Origin of the sequence: Streptomyces griseorubiginosus (assembly GCF_017614965.1) — a bacterium.
GTDB lineage: Bacteria > Actinomycetota > Actinomycetes > Streptomycetales > Streptomycetaceae > Streptomyces > Streptomyces griseorubiginosus_B.
In genome coordinates this window covers 1-15,152 of record NZ_WVUG01000026.1, presented here as the reverse complement: position 1 = coordinate 15,152, position 15,152 = coordinate 1, and the positions used below count along the sequence as shown (strand labels likewise).

Genomic DNA, 15,152 nt, shown 5'->3' with positions numbered 1-15,152 from the left:
GTCGCGATGCCCGGTTCCACGGACGGCTCTACGAAGACGATGGGGGTGCTCACCGTCGGCGGTCTGGTCGTGGTGACCGCCTACACGGTGGCGCTCGGCAGCAACGGCTGGCTGTGGTTCGGCTGGGTCGTGCTGGGGCTGCTCACCCTCGGAATGATCGCCACCCGCAGCGGGACCTAGGCTCAGTCCCCGGAGTACTCCCCCGAGAATTCCTGGGTGATCCGGCCCGCGGGGTGGACGCCCGGCTGGTACTTCGGCAGCCGGGCGGTGACCTTCATGCCCGCGCCGACGGCGGTCTCGATCACGAGCCCGTAGTCGTCGCCGTAGACCTGGCGGAGCCGGTCGTCGACGTTGGACAGCCCGATGCCGCCCGAGGGGCTGACCTCGCCTGCGAGGATGCGGCGCAGCAGGACCGGGTCCATGCCGACGCCGTCGTCCTCGATGACGACCAACGCCTCGGCGCCGGCGTCCTGGGCGGTGATGCTGATGTGGCACTTGCCGCCGGCGGTCGCGGCCTTGCCCTCCAGGCCGTGCTTGACGGCGTTCTCGACGAGGGGCTGCAGGCACAGGAACGGCAGGGTGACCGGCAGGACTTCCGGGGCGATCTGCAGGGTGACGGAGAGACGGTCGCCGAAGCGGGCCCGGACCAACGCCAAATAGTGGTCGATGGCGTGGAGTTCGTCGGCGAGGGTGGTGAAGTCGCCGTGCCTGCGGAACGAGTAGCGGGTGAAGTCGGCGAATTCGAGGAGGAGTTCGCGGGCACGCTCGGGGTCGGTGCGCACGAACGAGGCGATCACCGCGAGCGAGTTGAAGATGAAGTGCGGGGAGATCTGGGCCCGGAGTGCCTTGATCTCGGCCTCGATCAGCCGGGTGCGGGACTGGTCGAGGTCCGCGAGCTCGAGTTGGACGCTCACCCAGCGGGCGACCTCGCCCGCGGCCCGGACCAGGACGGCGGACTCGCGCGGGGCGCAGGCGACGAGGGCGCCGTGCGCCCGGTCGTCGACGGTGAAGGGCGCCACGACCGCCCAGCGCACCGGGCAGTCCGGCGTCTCGCACCTGAGGCGGAACGCCTCGCCGCGGCCGGTCTCCAGGACGCCGGAGAGGCGTTCCATGATCTCGCCGCGGTGGTGGGCGCCGACGCCGTCCCAGACCAGGACCCGCTCGCGGTCGGTCAGGCACAGCGCGTCCGTACCGAGCAGGGTGCGCAGCCGACGGGCCGACTTGCGCGCCGTCTCCTCGGTCAGCCCGGCCCGCAGCGGCGGCGCGGCGAGCGAGGCGGTGTGCAGGGTCTGGAAGGTGGCGTGCTCGACGGGGGTGCCGAGATCGCCGAGGCTGTCGGGCCGCGCGGTACGCCGCCCGAGCCAGAACCCGGCGGCCAGCAGCGGGAGAACGGCCACACACAGACCGGCCAGGAAGCCACTCACGCGGTCACCTCCGCATCCCGGGACGGCACGCCGACGCCCCGCCAGCGCAAGGCGTCGCCGCCACAAGGAGGGCCGGTCGCAGCAACCGCCCGCCCGGCGCGGCAGCGCGAGCTCTCGCCGCCGCAGGCGGGGACAGTCACGCCAACCGCCCGCCCTGCACGCCCGCGCCACCCCCCAAACCCGCACGCGGGGGCCGTCACGGCAATCGGCCGGACCGTCCGACTCCTCACGCCTTCACCTCCGCCCGCAGTTCCTCCGGCAGATGGAACCGCGCCAGGATCGCCTCCGTTCCGGCCGGTACCCGGCCCGGGGTGGCCAGGGACACCAGCACCATGGTGAGGAAGCCCAGCGGCACCGACCAGAGTGCGGGCCAGGCCAGCAGAGCGTGCGCGGGGCCCGTGCCGGGCACGTCCGCCATGGTCGCCGCGACCGCCACGAACGCCGAGCCGCCCCCGGTCAGCATCCCCGCCGCCGCGCCCGGCGGGGTCAGTCGCCGCCACCAGATGCCGAGAACCAGCAGCGGGCAGAAGGAGGAGGCGGACACCGCGAAGGCGAGCCCCACCGCGTCCGCCACCGGCAGCCCGCCCACCAGCACGCTGGCGGCCAGCGGCACGGCCATGGCGAGCACCGTGCCGAGCCGGAAGTGCCGTACCCCGCGCGAGGGCAGGACGTCCTGGGTGAGGACGCCCGCGACGGCCATGGTCAGCCCGGACGCCGTGGACAGGAACGCGGCGAAGGCCCCGCCCGCCACCAGCGCGCCGAGCAGATCGCCGCCGACGCCGCCGATCATGCGGTCCGGCAGCAGCAGTACGGCGGCGTCCGCGTCGCCGGTGAGGACGAGTTCGGGCGTGTAGAGCCGGCCGAGGGCGCCGTACAGGGGCGGCAGCAGGTAGAACGCGCCGATCAGGCCGAGGACGGCCACCGTGGTGCGGCGGGCGGCGACGCCGTGCGGGCTGGTGTAGAAGCGGACGACCACGTGGGGCAGGCCCATGGTGCCGAGGAAGGTGGCGAGGATCAGTCCGTACGTGGCGTACAGCGGCCGTTCCTGGCGGCCCGTGGCGAGGGAGGTTGACATACCGCCGTTGGTGCCGGGGTCGGCGGTCGGGACGGCGGTGCCCTTGGCGAAGCTCAGCCGGGTGCCCTCCGCGATGTGGTGGGTTCCGGCGGGGAGTTCGAGGCGCCGGCCGTCGTGGGCGCGGCCGTCGACCGTGCCGGTCACGGTGACCGTCAGGGGGGCGGCCAGCTTGAGGTCGAGGCTGTCGTCGACGCGTACGACGCGCTGTTCGCGGAAGGTCGCCGGTTCCTGGAAGGCGTGGCTGGGGGCTCCGTCGCCCTGCCAGGCCACCGCGAGGAAGAGGGCGGGGACGAGCAGGGCGGTGAGCTTCAGCCAGTACTGGAAGGCCTGGACGAAGGTGATGCTGCGCATGCCGCCGGCGGCGACCGTGGCCACCACGACGAGGGCCACGATCAGCCCGCCGAGCGAGTCGGGGGCTCCGGTGAGGACCGTCAACGTCAGCCCGGCGCCCTGGAGTTGGGGCAGCAGATACAGCCAGCCCACCCCGACGACGAAGGCACCGGCCAGCCGCCGCACGCCCGGCGAGCCGAGCCGCGCCTCGGCGAAGTCGGGCAGGGTGTAGGCGCCGGAGCGGCGCAGCGGGGCGGCGACGAACAGCAGCAGGACCAGGTAGCCGGCGGTGTAGCCGACCGGGTACCAGAGCATGTCGGGGCCCTGGACGAGGACCAGGCCCGCGATGCCCAGGAAGGAGGCGGCGGAGAGGTACTCGCCGCTGATGGCGGCCGCGTTGAGGCGGGGGCCGACGGTGCGGGAGGCGACGTAGAAGTCGGAGGTGGTGCGCGAGATGCGCAGGCCGAAGGCGCCGACGAGGACGGTCGCCACGACGACGAGGGCGACGGCCGGGACGGCGTAGCTGGAGTTCATGGTGCTGCCGCTTCAGCGGTCCTCGACGAGCCGCACGAAGTCCCGTTCGTTGCGTTCGGCGCGGCGGACGTACCAGAGGGCGAGCAGGACCAGCGGGGCGTACAGGCAGAAGCCGAGGACGGCCCATTCGAGGCGGTGGGCGTCCGGCATGGCGTTGAACACCAGCGGCAGCGGGCCGATCAACAGGCCGAGAACCGCGAACACCGCGAGACCTGCGCGGAGTTGGGAGCGCATGAGGGAACGGACGTAGGTGTGGCCGAGGGTGGTCTGCTCGTCGATCTCGGTGCGTGGACGGTAGTAGCCGGAGGCATGGGGGTACCGCCCGCGCGAGCGAAGCCGAGCGTGGGGGAGGGTGCGCCGGGGCGGTCCGGTGACGACGACGCGCCGCTCGGCGGGGTCCTGGTGGGGCATGCTCAGGACCTCCTCATCAGCAGGTCCCGCAACTCACGCGCGTGACGCCGGCTGACCTGCAGCTCCTCGCCGCCCACCAGGACGCTCACCGTGCCGGCGTCCAGGCGGAGTTCACCGACATGGCGCAGGGCGACCAGATGGCGGCGGTGGATGCGGACGAAGCCGCGGGTGCGCCAGCGGTCCTCCAGGGTGGACAGCGGGATCCGTACGAGGTGGCTGCCCTTGCCGGTGTGCAGGCGGGCGTAGTCGCCCTGGGCCTCGACATGGGTGATGTCGTCGACCGCCACGAAGCGGGTGACACCGCCGAGTTCGACCGGTATCTGATCGGGGTCGGGCTCGTGGACGCGGATGCGCGGGGTGTTGCCGGTGAGTTCGGCGGCCCGGCGTATCGCCTCGGCGAGGCGTTCCTTGCGGACGGGCTTGAGGACGTAGTCGACCGCCTCGAGGTCGAAGGCCTGCACCGCGAAGTCCTCGTGGGCGGTGACGAACACGATGTGCGGCGGCTTGGCGAACCCGCTGAGCAGCCGCGCCAGGTCCAGGCCGTCCAGGCCGGGCATCTGGATGTCGAGGAAGACCACGTCGATCGCCTCGGGCCCGCCCGGCCCCGACTGGAGCGCCCGGTTGATGCGGCGCAGCGCCTCGGTCGCGTCGCCCGCGCCCTCCGCGCTGCCGATGCGAGGGTCCGCGTTCAGCAGGTACAGCAGTTCCTCCAGTGAGGGGCGTTCGTCGTCGACGGCGAGGGCACGCAGCATGAACCCGGAGTGTAGGTGGAATCCCGACGCGTGGACATGTCCCGGGAAGTGGACGTTCGCGCTGGATACAGTGCCGACATGAACAGCGGTCCGGCTCCCTTCGACGACACCGACCGGAAGATCGTCACGGCACTGATGGCGAACGCCAGGACGTCCTTCGCCGAGATCGGCGCGGCGGTCGGGCTGTCGTCCACGGCGGTGAAGCGGCGGGTGGACCGGCTGCGCGAGACGGGCGTGATCACCGGGTTCACCGCCACCGTCCAGCCCGCGGCGCTGGGCTGGCGCACGGAGGCGTACGTCGAGGTCTACTGCGAGGGCGCGGCGCCGCCGCGGCGGCTGGCGGAGGTGGTCCGCAACCATCCGGAGATTACCGCGGCCATGACGGTGACCGGCGGAGCGGACGCGCTGCTGCATGTCCGGGCCCGGGACGTGGACCACTTCGAGGAGGTGCTGGAGCGCATCCGCACGGAGCCCTTCATCCGCAAGACGATCAGCGTGATGGTGCTGTCGCATCTCCTCCCGGAATCGCCGGAGGCGGGGGCCACGCAGCCCGCACCCGAATAAACACCCGAATAAACATCCGAGTGCGCAGCAAGACTGCGTGATACCGGTCGAAGACGCAGCGTTCCTGCGCGGACACGCAATTCTCGTTGCTTGTCGCCCCTCTCCGTCACTTCCTACCTTGGTGTCAACCCTCAGTCGACACCCCAGGAAGCGGAGGAACCCCTCTGTGTCCGACTCCCGTGTGCCGCGCCGGCGGCGGTACCTCGTCTGCGAACCCAGACACTTCGCCGTGCAGTACGCGATCAACCCCTGGATGCAACCCGATGTCCGCGTCGACGTGGACCTGGCCCAGGCCCAGTGGCAGGCGCTGATCAGCGCCTACCGGACCCACGGCCACACCGTCGACTCCGTGGAGCCGGCCCCCGGCCTGCCGGACATGGTCTTCGCCGCGAACTCGGCGGTCGTCGTGGACGGCCGCGTCTTCGGCTCCCTCTTCCACGCGCCCCAGCGGCGCCCGGAGTCCACCTACTACGACACCTGGTTCAAGGCGGCCGGCTTCGCCGTCCACCGCCCCGAGTCCGTCTGCGAGGGCGAGGGCGACCTGGTGTGGACGGGCCGGTACATGCTGGCCGGCACCGGCTTCCGTACGACCCGCGAGGCGCACCGCGAGGTGCAGGAGTTCTTCGGCCACCCGGTGATCAGCCTGACCCTGGTGGACCCGCGCTTCTACCACCTGGACACGGCGCTGTTCGTCCTGGACGACTCCGCCGAGGGCAACAACGTGGCGTACTACCCGGAGGCGTTCTCCCCGGGCAGCCGCGAGGTGCTGGCGCGGCTGTACCCGGACGCGGTGCTCGCCACCCTCGACGACGCGCTGCACTTCGGCCTCAACTCCGTCTCCGACGGCAGGAACGTCTTCATCGCGCCCCAGGCCGAGTCCCTGGCCGCCTCCCTCGCCGACCGCGGCTATGTCCCCGTGCCCGTCGACCTGTCCGAGTTCCGCAAGGCAGGCGGCGGCATCAAGTGCTGCACCCAGGAGATCCGTTCATGACCGCTCCCGTGACCACGCGTTCGTCCGCCGACCTGATCCGCGCCGAGGAACCGGTCCTGGCGCACAACTACCACCCGCTGCCCGTGGTCGTCGCCCGTGCCGAGGGCACCTGGGTCGAGGACGTCGAGGGCCGCCGGTACCTGGACATGCTGGCGGGCTACTCGGCCCTCAACTTCGGCCACCGCCACCCGGCGTTGATCGAGGCCGCGCACCGCCAGCTGGACCGTCTGACGCTCACCTCCCGCGCCTTCCACAACGACAAGCTGGCCGAATTCGCCGAGCGGCTGGCCGAGTTGACCGGCCTGGACATGGTCCTGCCGATGAACACCGGCGCCGAGGCGGTCGAGTCCGGCATCAAGGTGGCCCGCAAGTGGGCGTACGAGGTCAAGGGCGTCCCCGCCGACCGGGCGACGATCGTGGTCGCCGCGGAGAACTTCCACGGCCGTACGACGACGATCGTCAGCTTCTCCACGGACGAGACGGCACGGGCGGGCTTCGGCCCCTTCACACCCGGCTTCCGGATCGTGCCGTACAACGACCTGGCCGCACTGGAGGCGGCGGTCGACGACACGACGGCAGCCGTGCTCATCGAGCCCATCCAGGGCGAGGCGGGCGTGGTCATCCCGGACGACGGCTATCTCACCGGTGTGCGCGAGCTGACCCGGCGCAAGGGCTGCCTGTTCGTCGCGGACGAGATCCAGTCGGGCCTCGGCCGCACCGGCCGCACCCTCGCCGTGGAGCACGAGTCGGTCGTGCCGGACGTGCTGCTGCTGGGCAAGGCGCTGGGCGGCGGCATCGTGCCGGTGTCCGCGGTGGTCGCCCGCCGGGACGTGCTCGGCGTGCTGCGGCCCGGCGAACACGGCTCGACGTTCGGCGGCAACCCGCTCGCGGCGGCGGTCGGCACGGCCGTGGTCGAGCTGCTGGAGACCGGCGAGTTCCAGCGCCGGGCGGCCGAGCTGGGAGTGGTCCTGCGCGGCGGGCTGGCCGGGCTCGTCGGCAAGGGCGTCACCGGGTTCCGTGCCCGGGGCCTGTGGGCGGGCGTGGACGTCGACCCGGCCATCGGCACCGGCCGCGAGATCAGCGAACGCCTCCAGCGCGAAGGGATCCTGGTCAAGGACACCCACGGCTCGACGATCCGGCTGGCCCCGCCGCTGACGATCACGGCGGAGGAGCTGACGGGCGCGCTCGGCGCCCTGGAGAGGGTGCTGGGTTCCTGACCCCGGCGGGGGCGGTCCGGCCGCCCCCGCCCTTGGGGGTCCTTTCGCTGTGCCCGTCCGGGTCGCGCGGACGCTCATAGTGAAGGGACCCCTTGGCGCGTCCCTGATGCCCGAAGGGTGAAGATTGGGTCAAGAGGTGGTAGACCACTCTCAGCGACAGAGAGGTCGGCCGTGGGCACTCACGAGGAGCAGGACGTCGCCGGTCAGCGCTTCGACGTGGCCGATGCCGCGCCCCTGCTGATCGACGCGGACGGCGTGGTGCGCAGCTGGACCCGGGACGCCCAGCGGCTGCTGGCGTACACGGCCGCCGAGGTGGTGGGCACCGGGGTCGGCGGTCTGCTGGCCACGGAGGACGCCGAGCGGATGCCCGAACTCGCCGAGCGGTGCCGCAGGGACGGCGGGTGGGCCGGGCTGCTGACGGCCCGACGCAAGGGCGGCCGGCCGGTGCGGGTGATGGTGCGCATCACTCCCGCGGTGGAACCCGGCGGCGCGGCCCGCTGGCTGGTCCTGCTCTCCGACGTGGCCGCCGGGGCGCGCGGCTGGGACATGAGCCGTACGGTGCTGGAGCAGATGGTGACCGGCTCCCCCGTCGGCATGGCGATCGTCGACGTGAACCTGCGCTGCGTCTGGTCGAACGCGGCGCTGGAGCAGTTCGGCGGCGGTTCGGCCCGGGACCGGCTGGGGCGGCGGCTGGCGGAGATCCAGCCGGGCATCGACTCCGAGGCCATCGAGGCCCAGATGCGGCGCGTGCTGGAGAGCGGCCGGCCGGTGATCGGGTATGAGCACGTCGGCCAGCTGCGCTCTGCGCCGCACCGGGAGACGGCGCACATGATGTCGTTCACCCGTCTCGAGGACGACGGCGGCCATCCGATGGGCGTGTACTACACCGTCGTCGACATCTCCGACAAACACCGCGCACGGCAGCGACTCGCCCTGCTGGACCGGGCCGGCGAGCACATCGGCCGCACCCTGGACATCACCCGGACCGCCCAGGAGCTGGCCGACGTGGCCGTGCCGGAGCTCGCCGACTTCGTCGCCGTGGATCTGCTGGAGTGGGTGCTGCGCGGCGCGGAACGCGCTCCGGGGCCGCTCGGCGACCAGCAGCGGGTGCCGTTGCGCAGGGCCGGCCAGCAGTCGGTGAACCCGGGCGTTCCGGAGGCCGTCGTCGCGATCGGGGAGGTCGCCACCTACCTCGCCGGTTCGCCGCCGGTCCGCTCGCTGGCCACGGGCGTCTCCTGGCGCGAGGAGCGGCTGGACCCGCTGGCCAAGGAGTGGGCCACCGACATACCGGGCGACCGCGCGGCCACCTTCCTCGACCTGGGTCTGCACACCGTGATGCTCGTGCCGGTCCGGGCGCGGGGCGTCACCCTCGGCGTCACCAGCTTCTTCCGCCGGGGCCGGCAGGAGCCGTTCGACGAGGACGACCTGAGCCTGGCCGAGGACCTGGTGTCGCGGGCGGCCGTCTGCGTGGACAACGCCCGCCGCTACACCCGGGAGCGGGACGCGGCCCTGGTCCTCCAGCGCAGCCTGCTGCCGCACCGGCTGCCCGAACAGGACGCGGTGGAGGTGGCCGCCTGCTACCGGCCGGCCGACGAACTGACCGGGCTCGGCGGCGACTGGTACGACCTCATCCAGCTCTCCGGCGCCCGGGTCGCCCTGGTCGTGGGCGAGGTGCCGGGCCACGGCATCGACGCCGCCGCCGCGATGGGACGGCTGCGGACCGCCGTACGGACCCTGGCGGCGCTGGACCTGCCGCCGGAGGAGGTCCTCGCGCACCTCGACGACCTGGTGGCGAGCACCGCCCGGGAGGAGGGGGACGAGCCGGGGGCGGCCGGCCTCCAGGCCGTGGGCGCCGGGTGCGTGTACGTCGTCTACGACCCCGTCGACGGACAGTGCACCATGGCCGCGGCGGGCCATCCCGCGCCCGCCGTCGTGCTGCCGGACGGCTCGGTCACGTTCGTGGACCTGCCGCAGGGGTCGCCGCTCGGCGCGGGCGGCCCGCCCTTCGAGGCCGTCGAGCTGGCGCTGGCCGAGGGCAGCGTCCTCGCCCTGCACACCGACGGGCTGCTGGCCCGTGAGGAGCGCGACTGGGCCGTGGATCCCGACCGCGACCGGCTGCGTCTGGCGCTCGCCCGGCGCGCCGCCTCGCTCGACCTGACCTGCCAGGCCGTGGTCGACGCGCTGGTCCCCGTCCGGCCGCACGACGACGTGGCCCTGCTGATGGCGCACACCCGCCTGCTGGGCGCCGACCAGGTCGCCGACTGGGACCTGCCCGGTGACCCGGCGATCGTGTCCGCCGCCCGCAAGGAGGCCGCCCGGCAGCTGGCCGAGTGGGGCCTGGACGACCTGGTCTTCACCACGGAACTCGTGGTGAGCGAGCTGGTCACCAACGCCATCCGGCACGCGGAGGGACCGATCCGGCTGCGGCTGATCCGCGAGCGCGCCCTGATCTGCGAGGTCTCCGACGGCGGGGCCACGGCCCCGCATCTGCGTCATCCGCGCACCACCGACGAGGGCGGCCGGGGACTGCTGCTGGTCTCCCAGTTCTCCCAGCGCTGGGGCACCCGCTTCGTGCCCGAGGGGAAGGTCATCTGGGCCGAGCAGTCGCTGACGCAAGCACCACCGGACGTGTGAAAATAACCCAAACCCGGCAGTGAGGCGGACGCCATGAACCAGGCCGAGATCGACTACGCGGCGGTGTTCCAGTGCCTGCCGGGGATGGTGGCGCTCCTGACGCCCGACCTGGTCTACGCCGACGCCAACGAGGAGTTCCTGCGCAACGCCGGGCGCACCCGTGAGCAGGTCGTCGGCCGCTATCTCTTCGACGTCTTCCCGGACAACCCCAACGACGACGGGGCGACCGGCATGCGCAACCTGGCCGCCTCGCTGCAGCGCGTGCTCGACACGCGCGAACGGGACACCATGGCGCTCCAGCGCTACGACGTCGAGGATCCCGACCAGTCCGGGCAGTGGGAGGAGCGCTACTGGAGCCCGGTCAACGCACCGGTGCTCGGCCCCGACGGCAAGGCGGCGCTGCTGGTGCACCGGGTCGAGGAGGTCACCGAGCTGATCAAGGCCCGCGGCGGCCCCAGTGGCACCAGGGCCCGCGTCCTGGAGGCCGAGCTGTACACCCGCGCCCGCGAACTGCAGGAGCTCAACGAGCGGCTGCGCCAGGCCCACGCCCGTGAACGCGAGGTCGCCCTCGCCCTGCAGGAGGCGATGCTGCCCGCGCACCGGCAGGTCGGCCACCACGCCGCCGCCGTGCGCTACCGGCCCGCGATCGGCGCGCTGAACGTGTGCGGGGACTGGTACGACCTCGTCGATCTCGTCGGCGGCAACCGCATCGGTGTCGCGGTGGGCGACGTGGTCGGGCACGGACTCGCGGCCGCCGGGGTCATGGGCCAGCTGCGCAGCGCGCTGAGCGCGGCGTCCCGGGTGGCCGTCGGGCCCGCCGAGGCCCTCAACGTGCTGGGCCGGTACGCGCACGTGGTCGACGGCGCCGAATCCGCGACCGCCGTCACGACGTTCATCGACTTCGACGCCCACACGATCACCTACAGCAGCGCGGGCCATCCGCCGCCGGTGCTCGTCCACGCCGACGGCCGCGTGGAGTTCCTCGACCAGGCCACCGACCCGCCGCTGGACGCCCGCCCCGACCCGTTCCCCCGGCCGGAGGCCCGCACGACCTACGACGACGGCGCCACCCTCGTCCTGTACACCGACGGCCTCGTCGAACGCAGACGCGAGGACATCGACACCGGCCTGGCCCGCCTCGCCGACTCCCTCCGCGAACACCGCGAGGAGGATCCGGAACGCCTCGCGGACTCGGTGCTGCTGGAGCTGCTGCCGCCGGGTGGGGCGACCGACGACACCGCCCTGGTCATCGTGCGGCTGTGAGGGGCGACGGTGTCACCATGTACACCCCCGACCGGGTGGACAGGGCGATGGCGGGGCGGCGCGGGCGTTCGTAGCGTCGTAGCCATGACAGCCAACGAGAACCTCAACACACCGGCCCCGCACAGCGGTTCACCGACTCGCCGGCGCGCGCTGCGGGGGCTCGCCGCGGTGGCCGGGGGCGGAGCCCTCGCGGCGGGCCTGGGCAGCGGGACGGCCCGGGCGGCCGGCAGCGCGGCCGTGCGGACGTACGTCCTGGTCCACGGAACGCACAGTGCCGGCGCCTTCTGGACCGCGATCGGCCGGGAACTGGCGCTGCGCGGTCACCGGGTCGTCGCGGTGGACCAACCCCTGCACGGTACCGAGAAGTTCATCCCGAAGGCCTACCAGACCCAGGACCTGCGGGCGCTGGCGACGGAAGCCTCGCCGGTCGCCGCGCTCTCGCTGGACGACTTCGAACGCCGGGTGACCCGCGCGGTACGGCGGGCCGCGCGGCTCGGCGGGCCCGTGGTGCTCGTCGGACACAGCATGGGCGGGCTCTCGGTGAGCCGGGTCGCCGACGCCGTGCCCGAACTCCTCGCCCGTATCTGCTACATGGCCGCCTTCTGCCCGAGCCGCAGCATGCCCTCCCTCGACGACTGCGCGTCCTCGCCCGAGGGACAACAGGCCGTCACCCCGCTCCGACTGGCGGGCGATCCGGGGACGTTGGGCGTGCTGCGCCTCAACTGGCGTACCACGGACCGCCGGGAGCTCGCCGTGTTCAAGGAGATGATCTGCGCCAATTACTCGGACGCCGGGTTTCTGCGGGTGCTCGACGGCATGCAGACCGACGAGTCGATGACGGCGTACGGCGACCGGGCGGTGGGACGGGCGGGCGCCTGGGGGCGGATTCCGCGCACCTACCTGCGGTTCGGCAAGGACAGGACGGTGGCGACGGCCCTGCAGGACCGCATGATCACGGAGGCCGACGCGCTCACCCCGCACAACCGTTTCACGGTGCACGATTTCCCCGATTCCGGCCACCTCGGTCCCGAAGATCCCGCACGCGTCACGGACGTCCTCCACAGCCTGCCCCTGTAGCCCCCCGCTCCTCTACACTGGCAACCCCACAACACGCCGGTTGACCTGCCAGAACTCGGCGGCCGAGGCGATCCGCCGGAGTGAGGAGCGACCCCTTGTTCTACTACGTGCTCAAATACGTGTTGCTGGGACCTCTGCTGAGACTGGTCTTCCGGCCTCGCATAGAAGGACTCGAACACGTCCCGGACTCGGGCCCGGCCATCGTCGCCGGCAACCACCTGTCCTTCTCGGACCACTTCCTGATGCCGGCCATGCTCAAGCGCCGCATCACCTTCCTGGCGAAGAAGGAGTACTTCACCGGCCCCGGCATCAAGGGCCGGCTGACGGCGGCCTTCTTCCGCAGCGCCGGCCAGATCCCGGTCGACCGCACCGGCAAGGAGGCGGGCCAGGCGGCCATCCGCGAGGGCCTGGGGGTGCTGCGCAAGGGTGAGCTGCTCGGCATCTACCCGGAGGGCACCCGCTCGCACGACGGCCGCCTCTACAAGGGCAAGGTGGGGGTCGCGGTGATGGCTCTGAAGGCCCAGGTGCCGGTGATCCCCTGCGCGATGATCGGCACCTTCGAGGCCCAGCCGCCGGGCAAGGTCATCCCCAACCTCCACCCCGTCGTCATCCGCTTCGGCAAGCCCCTGGACTTCTCCCGCTACGCCGGCATGGAGAACGAGAAGGCGATCCTGCGGGCCATCACCGACGAGATCATGTACGCGATCCTGACGCTCTCCGAGCAGGAGTACGTCGACGAGTACGCGGCCGTCGTCAAGGCGCAGCAGGCCGAGGGGATCGCGGACAGGGAGCGCCGGTTCCCGCGCATGCCGCTGGGGTGATACGCGTCGAGCACGGGTGAGGGGCGGCCGGAGTGTTCCGGCCGCCCCTCACGTCGTACAGCCGCCGGTTACGGCTTGGGCGTCGCGTGCGGGGTGCACGTGACGTCCGCGGCGTCCAGCTTGCCGCTCAGCAGGTAGGCGTCCACCCGCTGGTTGATGCAGGGGTTGACCAGGCCGGTCACACCGTGCGAGCCCGCGTCCTTCTCGGTGATCAGGCGGGAGCCCTTGAACCGCTGGTGCAGTTCGACGGCGCCGTCGTAGGGGGTGGCGGCGTCACGCGTGGACTGCACGATCATGACCTGCGGCAGGCCCTTGTGGGTCTTCACGTTCACCGGGGTCTGCTGCTTGACCGGCCAGGTGGCGCACGGCAGGTTCATCCAGGCGTTGGCCCAGGTCATGAACGGGTAGTTCGTGTTGAGCGCGGTGTTGTCGCGGTCCCACTTCTTCCAGCTGGTGGGCCACTTGGCGTCGGTGCACTCGACGGCCGTGTAGACGGCGTTGCCGTTCTCCGAGGTGATGTTGCCCGCGGTGTCGGACATGTCCGGGGCGGCCGCGTCGACGAGCGCCTGGGTGTCACCGGCGAAGTACTTGCTGAACACCGTCGCGACCGGCACCCACGAGGAGTCGTAGTACGGGGCGCTCTGGAAGAAGGAGATCAGCTCGGCCGGGCCGACGACGCCGCCGATCGGGTTCTTCTTGGCGGTGGCGCGCAGCTGGAGCCACTTCTCCTGGACGGCGGCGCGGGTGGTGCCGAGGTGGAAGGCGGCGTCGTTGGCGGCGACCCAGTCCTCCCAGTCCTTCCAGCGGCCCTCGAAGGCGACGTCCTGGTCCAGGTTGGCCTGGTACCAGATCTTCTCGCGCGAGGGGTTGACGACGCTGTCCACGACCATGCGGCGCAGGTGGCCCGGGAAGAGCGTGCCGTAGACGGCGCCGATGTAGGTGCCGTAGGAGACGCCCAGGTAGTTGAGCTTCTTCTCGCCGAGCGCGGCGCGGATGACGTCCAGGTCGCGCACGGTGTTCGGCGTGGTCATCTGCGCGAGCACCGCCTTGCCGGAACGCTCGGCGCAGCCCTTGGCGTACTCGGCGGCCAGCTTGCGCTGGGCCAGCTTGTCGGCCTCGCTGTCCGGCACCGGGTCGGCCTTGGGCGCCTTCACGAACTCCTGCGGGTCCTCGCAGGAGATGGGCGCGGAGTGGCCGACGCCGCGCGGGTCGAAGCCCACGAAGTCGTAGGCCTTGGCCACGTTGGCCCACACCGGGTTCTTGTTGGTGACGCGGGTCGGGAAGCGCATGCCGGAGCCGCCGGGACCGCCGGGGTTGTAGACGAGGGCGCCCTGGCGCTCCTCCTTGGTCCCCGTGTTGCCGATGCGGTCGACCGCGAGCTTGAGCTGCTTGCCGTACGGGTGCGCGTAGTCGAGCGGGACGCTGACCCAGCCGCACTGGATGGGCTTGGCGAAGCCCCAGTCGGCGGGGCAGTCCTGCCAGTCGATGCCGGCCTTGGCGGCCCGCGCGGCGGCGATGGCGGCGCCCTTGGCCTCCCGGTCCTGGCCGTGCTGCGCGCTCGCGCTCGCGGTGGGCGCCACGACCGCGCCGGCTATGAGCGTCGCCGTGACGAGCGCTCCGGCCGAACCGAGCACCGTCGTCCGCCTGTTCGGTCTGAAAACCCTCAAGTGAGGTCCTCCCCCTACATCTATTCGATTGACAGGGGGATCCTCGCGGCTGTGAGCTGCCTGGGAACAGGGGTCGTTGACCTTCTTTACCATTCCGATAACCGGGGATGGGTGTCCCGCTGAGCGGATACTCAGGCCACCAGGCCCAGCGCCTCGTCCAGCACCCGCCGCAACCGCAGCGCGTCCCCGGCCACGGCACTCACCAGTACGGCGGGCCCGGCGAGCGGTGCCACGACGGCCCCCTCCCCCAGCACCCGAGCCGATACCGGCCGCGCCTCGAACTCGGGCCGTACGACGACCAGTTGCCCCACGGCCCGGTGCCCGCCCAGCACGGCCGGACCGTCCCATCCTCCCGGCGCCCCGGGTCCGCAGGCGAGTTCCTGATCGAGTAC

At 72.2% G+C, this 15,152-nt stretch carries 13 protein-coding genes and 1 pseudogene; 8 read left to right on the top strand and 6 right to left on the bottom strand.

The window, feature by feature from the left end; all coding sequences use genetic code 11:
* Nucleotides 1-6 precede the first annotated feature (6 nt).
* Complete coding sequence (locus tag GRC12_RS07900) at nt 7-180, top strand: hypothetical protein (protein WP_133047619.1); 174 nt, start codon at nt 7-9, stop codon at nt 178-180.
* Between the two features lie 2 nt (nt 181-182).
* On the opposite strand, the gene GRC12_RS07895 is transcribed toward GRC12_RS07900, so the two are convergent.
* The 4 genes from GRC12_RS07895 to GRC12_RS07880 form a co-directional block, all read right to left on the bottom strand.
* Nucleotides 183-1,424 (bottom strand): sensor histidine kinase, encoded by a 1,242-nt coding sequence (locus tag GRC12_RS07895; protein WP_208778454.1) that lies wholly within the window; start codon nt 1,422-1,424, stop codon nt 183-185.
* Nucleotides 1,425-1,650: 226 nt separating this feature from the next.
* Nucleotides 1,651-3,363: a sodium/solute symporter gene (locus GRC12_RS07890; protein WP_208778453.1), complete on the bottom strand. Its 1,713-nt coding sequence runs from the start codon at nt 3,361-3,363 to the stop codon at nt 1,651-1,653.
* A gap of 12 nt (nt 3,364-3,375) precedes the next feature.
* Nucleotides 3,376-3,774, bottom strand: coding sequence for a hypothetical protein (locus tag GRC12_RS07885; protein WP_208778452.1), 399 nt, complete (start codon nt 3,772-3,774; stop codon nt 3,376-3,378).
* 2 nt (nt 3,775-3,776) lie between these two features.
* Nucleotides 3,777-4,526 carry a LytR/AlgR family response regulator transcription factor gene (locus GRC12_RS07880; protein ID WP_208778451.1) on the bottom strand — a complete coding sequence of 250 codons (750 nt, stop codon included), beginning with the start codon at nt 4,524-4,526 and terminating at the stop codon, nt 3,777-3,779.
* Nucleotides 4,527-4,604: 78 nt separating this feature from the next.
* Between GRC12_RS07880 and GRC12_RS07875 the strand changes: the two genes are divergently transcribed.
* The 7 genes from GRC12_RS07875 (at nt 4,605) to GRC12_RS07845 (ending at nt 13,093) form a co-directional block, all read left to right on the top strand.
* Nucleotides 4,605-5,090 carry an Lrp/AsnC family transcriptional regulator gene (locus tag GRC12_RS07875; RefSeq protein WP_133047614.1) on the top strand — a complete coding sequence of 162 codons (486 nt, stop codon included), beginning with the start codon at nt 4,605-4,607 and terminating at the stop codon, nt 5,088-5,090.
* Between the two features lie 166 nt (nt 5,091-5,256).
* Nucleotides 5,257-6,081, top strand: a complete 825-nt coding sequence (gene ddaH, locus GRC12_RS07870; RefSeq protein WP_208778450.1) for a dimethylargininase — start codon at nt 5,257-5,259, stop codon at nt 6,079-6,081.
* Entirely contained in the window at nt 6,078-7,298 is a 1,221-nt protein-coding gene (gene rocD, locus GRC12_RS07865; protein WP_208778449.1) for an ornithine--oxo-acid transaminase, read from the top strand. The genes ddaH and rocD overlap by 4 nt, the downstream gene beginning before the upstream one ends.
* A gap of 171 nt (nt 7,299-7,469) precedes the next feature.
* Nucleotides 7,470-9,932: a SpoIIE family protein phosphatase gene (locus GRC12_RS07860; protein ID WP_208778448.1), complete on the top strand. Its 2,463-nt coding sequence runs from the start codon at nt 7,470-7,472 to the stop codon at nt 9,930-9,932.
* Between the two features lie 33 nt (nt 9,933-9,965).
* The gene (locus GRC12_RS07855; RefSeq protein ID WP_208778447.1) at nt 9,966-11,195 is read left to right on the top strand and encodes a PP2C family protein-serine/threonine phosphatase; all 1,230 of its coding nucleotides are present in this window, start codon (nt 9,966-9,968) and stop codon (nt 11,193-11,195) included.
* Nucleotides 11,196-11,279: 84 nt separating this feature from the next.
* Nucleotides 11,280-12,272 (top strand): alpha/beta hydrolase, encoded by a 993-nt coding sequence (locus GRC12_RS07850; RefSeq protein ID WP_208778446.1) that lies wholly within the window; start codon nt 11,280-11,282, stop codon nt 12,270-12,272.
* 95 nt (nt 12,273-12,367) lie between these two features.
* The gene (locus GRC12_RS07845; RefSeq protein ID WP_208778445.1) at nt 12,368-13,093 is read left to right on the top strand and encodes a lysophospholipid acyltransferase family protein; all 726 of its coding nucleotides are present in this window, start codon (nt 12,368-12,370) and stop codon (nt 13,091-13,093) included.
* A 68-nt stretch (nt 13,094-13,161) separates the two neighbouring features.
* Here GRC12_RS07845 and GRC12_RS07840 read toward each other — a convergent pair whose 3' ends face one another.
* Both GRC12_RS07840 and GRC12_RS07835 read right to left on the bottom strand, forming a co-directional pair.
* A complete protein-coding gene (locus GRC12_RS07840) occupies nt 13,162-14,760 on the bottom strand; it encodes an alpha/beta hydrolase (protein ID WP_208778444.1) in 1,599 nt (532 codons plus the stop codon).
* Between the two features lie 131 nt (nt 14,761-14,891).
* Nucleotides 14,892-15,152: pseudogene (locus tag GRC12_RS07835) on the bottom strand (urease accessory protein UreD); the annotation flags it as partial.

Coding starts and splice junctions, on each gene's coding strand:
- GRC12_RS07850 (WP_208778446.1), top strand. CDS start 11,280: ATGACAGCCAACGAGAACCTCAACACACCGGCCCCGCACAGCGGTTCA.
- rocD (WP_208778449.1), top strand. CDS start 6,078: ATGACCGCTCCCGTGACCACGCGTTCGTCCGCCGACCTGATCCGCGCC.
- GRC12_RS07875 (WP_133047614.1), top strand. CDS start 4,605: ATGAACAGCGGTCCGGCTCCCTTCGACGACACCGACCGGAAGATCGTC.
- GRC12_RS07890 (WP_208778453.1), bottom strand. CDS start 3,363: ATGAACTCCAGCTACGCCGTCCCGGCCGTCGCCCTCGTCGTCGTGGCG.
- GRC12_RS07855 (WP_208778447.1), top strand. CDS start 9,966: ATGAACCAGGCCGAGATCGACTACGCGGCGGTGTTCCAGTGCCTGCCG.
- GRC12_RS07900 (WP_133047619.1), top strand. CDS start 7: ATGCCCGGTTCCACGGACGGCTCTACGAAGACGATGGGGGTGCTCACC.
- GRC12_RS07880 (WP_208778451.1), bottom strand. CDS start 4,526: ATGCTGCGTGCCCTCGCCGTCGACGACGAACGCCCCTCACTGGAGGAA.
- GRC12_RS07885 (WP_208778452.1), bottom strand. CDS start 3,774: ATGCCCCACCAGGACCCCGCCGAGCGGCGCGTCGTCGTCACCGGACCG.